General features: G+C 59.9%; 5 protein-coding genes and 2 pseudogenes. 5 read left to right on the top strand and 2 right to left on the bottom strand.

The annotated features are described in order from the left end of the window. The 5 genes and pseudogenes from MAXJ12_RS37860 to MAXJ12_RS39255 all read left to right on the top strand — a co-directional run. Positions 1-203: pseudogene (locus MAXJ12_RS37860) on the top strand (hypothetical protein); the annotation flags it as partial. Positions 204-213: 10 nt separating this feature from the next. After that, positions 214-519, top strand: coding sequence for a hypothetical protein (locus tag MAXJ12_RS27835; protein ID WP_008839453.1), 306 nt, complete (start codon positions 214-216; stop codon positions 517-519). A gap of 93 nt (positions 520-612) precedes the next feature. Beyond that, entirely contained in the window at positions 613-4,248 is a 3,636-nt protein-coding gene (locus tag MAXJ12_RS27830) for an ATP-dependent DNA helicase (protein WP_008839452.1), read from the top strand. Positions 4,249-4,291: 43 nt separating this feature from the next. After that, positions 4,292-9,016, top strand: coding sequence for a DEAD/DEAH box helicase (locus MAXJ12_RS27825; RefSeq protein ID WP_008839451.1), 4,725 nt, complete (start codon positions 4,292-4,294; stop codon positions 9,014-9,016). Between the two features lie 172 nt (positions 9,017-9,188). Then, positions 9,189-9,651 (top strand): annotated as a pseudogene (locus MAXJ12_RS39255) (SOS response-associated peptidase family protein). 267 nt (positions 9,652-9,918) lie between these two features. Here MAXJ12_RS39255 and MAXJ12_RS27820 read toward each other — a convergent pair. Beyond that, positions 9,919-10,257 carry a hypothetical protein gene (locus MAXJ12_RS27820; RefSeq protein WP_008839450.1) on the bottom strand — a complete coding sequence of 113 codons (339 nt, stop codon included), beginning with the start codon at positions 10,255-10,257 and terminating at the stop codon, positions 9,919-9,921. Then, positions 10,257-11,009 carry a hypothetical protein gene (locus MAXJ12_RS27815; RefSeq protein ID WP_008839449.1) on the bottom strand — a complete coding sequence of 251 codons (753 nt, stop codon included), beginning with the start codon at positions 11,007-11,009 and terminating at the stop codon, positions 10,257-10,259. The genes MAXJ12_RS27820 and MAXJ12_RS27815 overlap by 1 nt, the downstream gene beginning before the upstream one ends. Positions 11,010-11,172: the final 163 nt, after the last annotated feature.

Below are 11,172 nucleotides of genomic sequence, written 5' to 3'. Positions count from 1 at the left end.
CGCGCGACGCAAACGGACATGTCCGCTGGAAGGAGCCGCCGGCGGCCTTTCTCGACGAGCACCTGGACGCGATCGTGCGCAAATATCGCGTGATCCTCGACGCCTACCGCTTCGATCCGCTCAAGATCGCCAAGAACGAAGGCTCGTACGAGCTCGTGCTCGACGCGTTCGAGACCGAACTCCTGAAGCGCGCCGCTGCGTGAGGAGGATGCCATGGGTCAGCGTGCGCAACCGAGCGGCCACTATCTCACCGAAGACGACGCCGCCCTCGTCAAGGGCATGATTGCCCGCGGCGACCGCCAGCATGACATCGCCGCCTGGTTCGGCGTCAATGGCGGTCGTATCGGTGAAATCGCCACCGGTTATCGCTTCGGCGATGTGGAGGCTGCGCCGACGCAGCTCCTGCCGCCGCCGGGGCCGTATCTCTCGGGCCGCCAGACGGCGGTTCTGCTGGCGGCGCTGTCCAAGGCGAGAAACGCACTGGATGGGGCGGAGGCGTTCATTCGCGCGACCGCGTGACGTGACAAGCGGCGCTGCGATCAACGCGGCGCCGCGCATGGGTAGGGGCCGCCGGTTCGACAACCGGTCGGAAGAGACCAAGGGGGAACAACGATGCCGACACATGTGACCGCCAGGCTCGCCTGGCACAATGACGGCTGGAACGGCTCCATCTGCAAGGCGCCGGAGCGCAATACCTACTGTGTCGGGTGCAAATCCTTTCCCGGCGATGTGATCGCCCGGGAGCGCGCACTAGACATCGAGCGTCGGCATGCCGGCAAGCTGGCAAACACGATCGAAGGCTATGTTCCGCCCTGCTGCTACAGCTACAACGCGTTCGGACTTGAAGACGCCCCGGCCGCCTCCAACCCGCCGGACTTTTTCTTCGGCGGGTTGGAGCGCCGGGAATGGACGCTTGCGCCGTCGACCGTGAGCATCTGGCCCTACGAGGCGATGTATGGTGACGAGGTGAAGGCGGAAGGGTTCCTCGACAACGACAAGCGCCGCGAGCTGACGCTGAAATTCCTACAGCCGATCGAAGAGGATTGCGGAAGCAATCTGATCTTCTACTACGCCAACTATTCCAATCCGCTCTCGGAAGACGAGGCGCCTCGCTACGCGCTTATCGGCGTTTCCCGCATTCGCAAGGTCGGCGAGGAACTGATCTACACCAACGTCAAGCCGGAAACCGCGAAGAAATATGCCGGTGGCATGTTGTGGGCTCGCGACATCACTTCGGCCTATCCGGAAGAAGGCGTGCGGCTTCCCTACCACAAATATCTCGACGATCCTGAACGGTTGGCCGAAATCGCGGTCTTCCCCGAAAACCCGTTCCTCTGCAAATACGGGTCCAAGCACGTATCGGACGACGAAGCGATCGGTCTGCTTGAGCAATTTCTGGCAAAAGTGCGCTTCCTTCGGCAGATCGGCGACGCCAGCGAGGACTGGGGCGTTCGCGAGGCTTGGCTGCTGAAGGTCATCGCCGATCTCTGGACGCATCGCGGTCTCTATCCAGGACTGCTGCGGGCGTTGGAAGCCGCGGGCGCCGAGGTTCTCATCGACGGTGTAAAGACGCTTTGCCTTCGCGACGGGCACGACATTGCCCATGCAGCCGCATTCGAAGCGATCGAGACCGACCGCGAAACCAGCCTGAGCGCCCGCCTGGATGCGACCGAGCGCAAACGAATTTCTCGTAACTGGAAACTACTCCCCGACGGCGCTCGCAAGCTTCTTCGCGACGTTCTCCCGCGCTTCGATCTGGTGGCTGCAACCATGAAATCGATTGCGTCCGACGACCGTGCGGCCGCTGGCCTGCCGTTCTCGGCCGACGAGATCGTCGCTAACCCCTATCTGCTGTCGGAGATGTATTGCGATGTGGATGATGGCGGCCGGATCGCCTGGAGCGCGATCGACCGGGGGGTGTTGCCGTCCCCCGAGGTGGGAGGCAAGCCGCTGGCCGGCATGGAGTTTAATGACGAACGCCGCTTTCGCGCGCTTTGCGTGGAGCACCTATGGTCGGAGCCGAAACACACATTTCGTTTCGCCAAAGATCTCGTCGTCGAGATCGCCCAGCGTATGGACCGTCTTCCCGCGTGGAAGCAGGCTCAGTTCAGCGAACGCTATTTCGAGGTCGACGCGGAATTTCTGTCCGGTGCTCTGACGCTCGATGCCATTGAACCGGATTTGGCCGTCTACCTGAAGTCCGTCCACGAGGACGAACGCCGGGTCGCCGCCACCCTCGGCGATTTGACCTCCAGACCTGACATCGACTTGCGCCGTCCAGTCACGCAAGCCGATTGGCTGACATGGATCTGGAAGGATGCAACGATTCTCGCGACGAAAGGAGGAGAAGACTATCGAAAAGCGGTGAGCGAACAGGCGGAACTCTGCGGACGTCTTTTCCGCTGTCCGCTCGCCGTCGTCACCGGCCCCGCCGGCACGGGAAAGACGACCGTCATCGAAGCCCTTGTCCGAGCCGTACGGCGCTCGGAGGGCGAAGGCGCGAATATCTTGGTGCTGGCGCCCACCGGCAAAGCCGCCGACCGAGCCAGGGAGGTTTTCGAGAAGGCATCCCTGAGCGGGGTGAACACGGTAACGGTGCACTCGTTCCTGGCCTCCAACGGATGGCTGAATGGCAACCTTACATTCAAACGGAATGGTGGGAAGCGCGCTTCGGTCGGAACTCTCGTGCTCGACGAGGCGTCGATGCTCGATCTGGCGCTCGCCGCTGCGTTGTTCCGTGCGGTCGATTGGCAGCAGGTCCGCCGCTTGATCCTCGTCGGTGACGCGGGACAACTTCCGCCCATTGGCCGCGGCAGGGTTTTCGCGGATGTGATCCAGTGGCTCGCTTCGCGCTACCCTGACAATCTTGGGCGGCTGAAGCTCAATCTGCGCCAGCTTCTGAACAAGGTCGAGGGCAAGGGAAGCGCGATCATCGCGCTGTCGGAGCTTTTCGTCGTCGACGACGAGGACAAGACCGATGGCGACGCCGATTTATCGACGCGACCTGACCAGGAGCTGCTGGTCGAACGAATCCACGCCGGCGGTGCGGTCGACCGCGATCTGGACGTCCTGTTCTGGGATGATCCGGCGAAGCTCGCCTCGCTTCTCATCGATGCGGTAGAGGCGAAGATGAAGGAACCGTCGTCTGAGGAAGGCAGGCCGCCTCACCAGGTCTGGCGGGCGGCGCTCGAAGATGACCCGACCGCATTTCAGATACTGACCCCGCACCGGGGTGAACTACACGGCGTAGAGGCGCTGAACGAGGCCTGCCAGACACGCATCTCGAAAGGCATCGTTTCCAAGATCGGCGCGCTCGATGGCATCACCCTGACCGACAAGGTGATCCAGTATCGAAACCGGCCAAAATCAAATCCGATTTGGGCGTACGACGCCTCCACACGAGAGAAGCGTCAGGTGGAAGTCTTCAACGGCGAAATCGGGATGGTTCAGGCTTTCGGTTTCGAGAGCCGCGATCTCTGGAAAACCGTAAGATCGGGCTACGGGCCCCGTCTCAAGCGCTTTGCCGTGCAGTTCACGCGAAAGCCCGGAATTACCGTTGGATACGGCAAAGACGTGCCGCATGGCGGCAAATACAAGCGCAGCGAGAGCGTGGAAGAAAACCTGGAACTCGCCTACGCCGTGTCGATTCACAAAGCGCAGGGCAGCGAGTTCGCGCACACCTTCGTCATCGTACCCGCCAGCGGAAAACGGCCGCTGTCGGCCGAACTGGTCTACACGGCTCTCACGCGCGCCAGCCGCCATTGCACGCTGCTGATCGAGCGCGACGTCAACAGCCTGCTCGATGCGCGGCGGCGAGAGAACGCTCAGACGCCGCAGATCAATTCCTCGCTTTTCGCGCCCCACGTGGCCAAGGCCGCGCTGAGCGATCGACGAGGGTGGTATGAAGCCGGCAAGATCCATGAAGCCCTGAGCGGCGACATGCTTCGCTCGAAATCCGAGGTGATCATCGCCAACCTGCTCCATGAGCGGGAAATTCCCTTCCTGTATGAGCAGCCGCTCTTTGCAGGAGACGGAACGCTAAGACTGCCCGATTTTACCGTAGTCTGGCGTGGCAGAACGTCCTTTTGGGAACATCTCGGTCGTCTGGACCTCACCGACTACGCCGATGAATGGAAACGCAAGCGCGCTTGGTACGAGCGCTGGTTTCCAGGTCAGCTTCTGATCACCGAGGAAGGTCCGACCCTGAGCAACGACGCCGCCCAAATCATCTCTGGGTTGACGGTATGAGTCGTATGCTGAGTGATAGACTCAATTCGCATTGGGGGGAAGAATGAACGTCTTGAACACAACGATTTCGGCGGATGTGAGCACAAGTGCTGTCAATCCGCTCGCGCAGTTTGTCGCCAACGAGTGCGAAGCACGCCTAAGCGCGTATTCCGCCCAGCCGCGAGATGCCGCCGAACACTATGAGACTGAGAACGACGTATTGTCCGGCGGTTATGCGTATCGGCAATTGTTCGAACTCGTCCAGAACGCCGCCGACGCGATACTGGAGGGCGGCGAAGGCGCCGGCCGCATACATGTCAAAGTAGGACGAGACGCGCTTGTCGCCGCCAACACCGGGGCACCTCTGGATCAAGATGGGATAGTCGCCCTTCTCAACGCGAGGAGTTCCCCGAAACGTGGCGGACAGATCGGGCGATTCGGCATCGGCTTCAAGTCGCTTCTGAAGCTCGGCGGCCGCGTTGATCTGGTCAGCCGGTCAATCGGCCTGCGCTTCGACCCGGAAGCTTGCCGCGTACGGATCAGGACCCACTTGGGTCTTGATTCCTCGGCCCGCGCTCCGGGCATGAGGCTCGCCGAAGTCATCGACGGGCCGAATCCGAAGGGTCTTGAATGGGCGACAACGGTCGTGTCGGCCACGATTTCGGAGGCCGCGACCTTTCAGCGGCTGGCGGAGGAATTCACAAAATTCCCGTCGGAGTTCGTGCTGTTTCTCCCTGCGAACATTCATCTCACGCTCGATGTCGAAGGTGGGGCCAGGCGCGAGATAACCCGAACCGTCGATGGCGAGAACGTTGTCGTAAGAGACGGCAGCAACGAGACCCGCTGGAAATTATTCGAAACCACCGCCGCGATCCGTGATCCGGGAGCCCGCGAGGACGCCACCCACATTCAAGCGCGCGACGAAGTGCCTTTAGCGTGGGCGGTTCCACTTTCACCGATTCCGCGGGCAGGCCGATTCTGGGCATTCTTTCCAACCGAGACGGCAACGCTCACTTCCGGCATTTTGAATGCGCCCTGGAAGCTGAACAGCGATCGCACCAACCTTGTGCGTGGTGAGTGGAACACAACGCTCATGTCAGAAGCCGCGCGGCTGATTGCTGACAGCATGCCAGCGCTTTCAACAGCCGATGATCCCGGCGCGCCCGTTAGCGCCTTGCCGCGCAAACTCGACCGACAGGACGAAATCGCCGCCCCTTTAGTCAACGCGCTGTGGCGACTGGTGGTCGAAAGAGATATTATCCCGGATGCCGACGGTCGACTGCGAAGTGCCAGGGACTTGCGGCGTCATCCATTCGATGATGGGAAGGCACTCGCCGCGTGGACTGAACTTGCCGACCAGAATGCTCGCGGCCTGTTCGTCCATCAAAGCTGTCAGGCCAACAGCCATCGGGCCTCCTTGCTCAACACGTTCGCGGCCGAAGTCGCGAAAAAGGCGACTGGCGAATTGACTCCGCTCGCGACGGTCACGATTCGAGAATGGCTCGAAGCCATCGCGAGGGCCGACGCCGAGGGCGGCCGACGCTTGCTGTCCTTCGTCGGAGAGCTTGTCGCCCAGCGGACCCTCCACGCTTTTCAACTCAAGTCCGCAGCCATTATTCCGGTGACCGGCGGAAGTCTCGCAACCGCGAACACGGCTGTCATCGGGCCAGAAGACAGCGCGCCCGCAGGCTATCAGACCGTTCTGCCAGGTCTCTTGCAATACAAGAACGTCCGGACGGTTCTGACGTCGATTCTCGACATACTGGAGGTGAAAGAGGATTCCTGGGAAAAGTTGTTGCATTCTTCGCTGTCGGCGGCCGGCTCAAACGGCGGCTGGGCGAACTTCTGGTCCAACGTCGCAACCGCACCAGAGCGGCACGCCCGCGCGTTTTTCGAGGACAGATCTATTGCGGAAATCTCGTTCCGAAACCGCGCTGGCGGCTGGTCCTCGCGCAACGAGTTGATCGCCCTACTAGCGTCGACTGCCCATAACCTTGATCCGCGTCTGTTACTTGATCTGGATTTTCATGAGCGACACAAAACACGTCTGCCAAACGGTTGGCTGGACATCTTCCCGATCGACGACGAAGCCAGATTAGGCGATCCCGGAGGACTGAACCAGCAACATGTCGAACAGTATCTAGATCTGGTCGAGCGGGTGGGGTGGAAAAAAATGCCGAGTGGCCCTCGGCAAGCGAAACTTGGCATACTGGCGCCAGAGTGGGTGGAAATGCCGAGCGGCTGGCGGCTACTTCCGTCGTTGCCGCCGCCCTTGGCCGCCCGGCTGACCGCTGATTTGATCGAGAAGATGAGAAAGCGATTGGGCGCGTATGCGCCGATCACTTATGGACATAAGACGCAAGGTAAATACCAGAAGTTCACTGCGCCACACCCGGCGCTTTTCTTGCTGAACCGATACGGCCGTATCGCTGTTAACGAATGTATTCTGCCTCTCAAGTCGATCGACCGGGAACTTGCGGTTGTGCTGGCCAAGGCGGGATTGCCTGAGTTCTCCGACGTGATCGGTTTCCACGAGACGATGGCCAACCCGACCGACCTTGCGTCATTGATGAAATGGGACGCCGGCGTTCTGTCGCAAGACGAGCGCCGGGAATTGTGGAAGCGCGCATCCGAACGCGTCGAGGGACTAACGGCCGGGTTCGCGCGACTACGGGCGCTGTGGGAAAAGGCCGCCGACGACGGCTTTACGCCACAAAGGGTTCCCACTAGCGCCGGAGCGCGCGTTGTCAGCGAAATCTTTGTGACAGACGACCCGGCACATCTCAGCGGCCAGGACGAGGATGGCAGGATCGTTCTCCTGTGCTCAAAAGCTGCGCTGCTATGGAGAGGCGCGGGAGCCACGATGTTGAAGGACAGCATCGCGGTCGCGTTTTCGGTGCAATTGAGTCCGCCAGTTCCGATCATGGATATGTTTCCAGAACTACGATCCGCAATTGCAGGCAAAACCAAGCTCGGCCGCACCGATGCTGCGTGGGTTAAGGGCTTGGTCGAGACTGCCGGTCATCGCAAGATCGAACCTGTCGCGGCCCGCGATCTCTCCGGGCTGGCGCTCATCGACCGCGATCGCTTCATGTCATTAAGTTGGCGGGATCGCTTCGAAACGATCCTCCGCTTACTGCAGAGGGCCGGTTTGATCGAAGGCGAGGCTGACGAGCTTTTGACGAAAATGGTGGACGGACGGACCTTGGAGGCGCGCAAGCGAGTCCGCGAAGCCGCTACAGTTGCCGAACGTCTGCTCGAAGCGGTGGGCGGATCCTCGCAGCCTCTCCGGGGGATTCTGCCGCTCGCAGTACTCCCGGCAATGGGCGCGCGTAAATTGGCGGCCCTCGAATATGCTGAGCTGGCTTTGGCGGTTTACGGTCCGACAGTACTTGCGCGGCTTCAAGATGCTCTTGCTGCGGAAGGACTCGATCCACCGTCGCGCTGGGGTGGCGAACCTGCCCGCCTGTTCGTTCTTGAAACGGGCTTTCCGACCGAGTTCGCGGCCAGCAGCAGAGCCAAGCGCGAAGCGGAGCTGACGGTAAGCGGCCCGCTGGATCTGCCTCCCCTGCACGATTTCCAGAACGAGATTTTCGAAGGCATTCGCGAACTCTTCAACTCAAGCAAGGGACGCCGGCGGGCGGTCGTCAGTCTGCCGACAGGCGGCGGCAAGACTAGGGTCGCCGCCGAGGCCGTGGTGCGCCTTGTGTTGAACGCCGACGCTCGCCGCACGGCATTATGGATCGCACAGACGGATGAACTTTGCGAACAGGCAGTTCAATGCTTTCGGCAGTTGTGGGTAAACGTGGGCACGCCTGGCCAGGACTTGCGCATCGTTCGGCTTTGGGGAGGACAAAAAAATCCCTCGCCTCCCGAAGCGGATGAGCCCGTCGTTGTTGTCGCAAGCATTCAGACGCTGAATGCTCGATTTGACTTTTCCCGACTGGACTGGCTGGCGGAACCAGGCGTGGTCCTCATCGACGAGTGCCACCACGCGATTGCTCCCAGTTACAGCAAGCTGCTTCGATGGTTGGACGTACAAACCGGAAGTGAAACATCCCGAGAAACAGAGCCCCCTGTCATCGGTCTCAGCGCCACGCCTTGGCGCGGACATGATGATGACGAGTCGGCGCGTCTCGCGGCCCGCTTCGACCGGCGCTGGTTTCCGTCGGATCAAGGAACCTTGCATCGTAAGTTGCGCGGTCAAGGGGTTCTTGCCGACCTGAAATATTCCCCGATCGAGTATAACAAGCCAATTGCACTGTCGGACAGCGATGTCCGCCACTTCGATCAATATGGCGAATTACCGGAAGATCTTATCACGCGGATCGGGGCCGATCCCGCGCGAAATCAGCTCATAGTAGACGCTATACTCAAAAGTCCTGCCAGATCGATCCTGCTTTTCGCAAACTCGGTGGCGCACGCGCAGTATCTTGCCGCGCGCCTCCATCTCGCTGGCTGCCCCGCAGCGGCGGTAAGTGGAGAGACGGATCGACTGGCGCGTCAGCACTTTGTCCGGCGGTTTCGTTCAGAAGAGTTGCGCGTAATGTGCAACCATAGTGTGCTCACGACGGGTTTCGACGCACCGAAAGCGGATCTGATTTTGATCTCACGCCCTGTTTTCAGCCCAGTAAGGTACATGCAAATGGTCGGACGTGGACTACGAGGACCCGCTAACGGCGGGACAGAAACGTGTCAAATTGTAACAGTTCAAGACAACATTATAAGCTACCAAGATCGACTTGCCTACCATTACTGTCGGCGATTTTTCGACAGGACTTATCGATAATAGGGCAGGCTTTTCGTTGCACTGTATTTCCGTGGCTTTCTTAGTGGATACTCTAATTGCGAAGCTATGGTTTTGAACCAATCCGTACTGTCTTCGCCGCTCGGGCAGTAAGCTGCATCGCCGTCGCGGACGATTGCGACGGGCAATATTCCGCACCTTTGACAAGGCGGGGATGGTGGCTGCTCTTAGTGTGCAGGTGAATCCGTTGCGTCGAGCGAATCTGAAATTTGGCTTCCGCCCGTCGCCACATGCCGGGCTGGCATTCAACTTCCGGTCGGAGGGCGGCAGCTTCGCAGCAGCAATCGCTGTCTGATTCCTGCGTCAGCCTTCTTCGAGTTCACCGGCAAGAAATACCCAAAGGCGAAACACCAGTTCACTCTGAACGGCGCTTCCTTTATGGCTATCGCCGGTCTCTGGCGCGAAGGGGCAGGCAATCAGCCTCCCGCCTTCACCATGCTAGCTAACCACCGAGCCTGGACCCGACGTCGCCCCAATCCACAACCGGCAGGTCGTCGTTCTGCGGCCCGGAGGACTGGTCGGCCTGGATACATCTGACCAAGACCGAGAGAGAACTGTTGCAGCCATTCCCGGAGGACTCGCATGCCGTTCAAACTGTGCGGGAGGGAAGTGATTGAGAAGTGCGGCGCCGCAGTCTGTTACGCGGCACAACGATGGACGGATGGTCTGGCCAGCAAGAGCTCTCTCGCCATCCGCCTGCACTGTTGTGCGAGAAGAATGCCGAAGCTTTCTACTCGCATCCTCCGTGGTCGGCCCTTCTGTAGGCCGCCCAAATGTAGCCTACGTCCGCCAGGACCTTTTCAATCTGAAAGCGGTCAATTGGCTTTTTGGAAGGGAACGGCTCGATCGCCAGCAGTGCCTCCTCGACGCGATCTGCACGATCATCACGCAAGCCGCACTGGCGAAAGCGTGGACGAAATTTCGGTGTCGCAGCTCTGCGTGCCATGCTCGCACCAAAGCAAATAGCGATCGAACGGCAGGTCTACCTGCTCAAGCTTGATGACGAGCGCGTTAAACACCTCCTCGGGTAAATAAATGCGCTCGTCACAACCAAACGCGAACCGTCCGTCGCCGCGATGGTTGTTCACAGCCTGGTCCAGCCTCCACGTGATCAGAAACCGCTCGTTTTTTTCAGGACAGCGGAACCTGCGAAGCGTCGTCCATGATTCCCGGCGGGGCTTTACTCGTCTTTTGGATTTTGAAGCAGGAGAGGTCTCCATCATCAGTCCTCCCGCTGCTGGCTGACATACGCTTTCTGCCCCAGTTCAGCCCAGCGCTCGCACCACGCTTCCTGATCCGCACACAGAGCATCCGTTTTCGCCTGAAGCTCGGCACGTCTTGCTTCTTCGCGGGTCTGCCTGTCATTATCCCAAGTTTCACGCTCGAGGGCGAAGTCTTCCCATTCAGCGTCAAGAGCGGCCGCCCTTTCCCAGTGGGCTTCCCTTTCCCTCTCAAGTGCCTCCCTCTCTTTCTTGAACGGACGCCACATCATGCGCTCGGCTTCGTCATAGGCCTCTGAATCGGCTTCGAGTGCAGCCCGCTGTGCCGCCCTCGCCTCGCGCCCTTTCGACCGTGCCACTCTTGCCACCGCCCGCTCTTCCGGCGTCATGAACCGCCTGGTCGACGGGCTAACGTAGTGGCCGTAGTCTTGCTCGCGATCGCCGGCGAAGAAATCATCCCGGAGTTGGAGAACCCTTTCGGCCACCTCCGGATTGTTTTCGGCGAACCACGTCAGGACATCGCGGATTGGCACAGAAATGTACGAGATGTCGTGAATATCCGCAGCGTCGTCAGGAACTTCGATGGTCACAGCGCGCTCGTAGTAGAGGTCTTCGTCATCATCGACGCCTTTGGCATCAACGGCTAAAATATTAGCGACATCAACCAAGACATCGTCCAAGCCGCTTGCTTCCAATGGGTCGCCTTCACGTTCATTTGTTTTCGTTTCAATTTGCTTAGATTTTACGACGCTCACATTTGTTCTCCATCATTCGGGGATTGGAAGGATGTCTTCCAACAGGCCCCTTTATAGCGAGAACGATGCCGCCTCTTTGCAAGAAGGAAAAAATTTCAGCGGTAGCTCGACGACGCAGCCCCGCGGCATCTGCCGCGAGACGCCATCGGCAAGGGGAGCAGGA

Source organism: Mesorhizobium alhagi CCNWXJ12-2 (assembly GCF_000236565.1).
GTDB lineage: Bacteria > Pseudomonadota > Alphaproteobacteria > Rhizobiales > Rhizobiaceae > Allomesorhizobium > Allomesorhizobium alhagi.
This window is presented reverse-complemented; position numbering and strand designations above follow the sequence as displayed.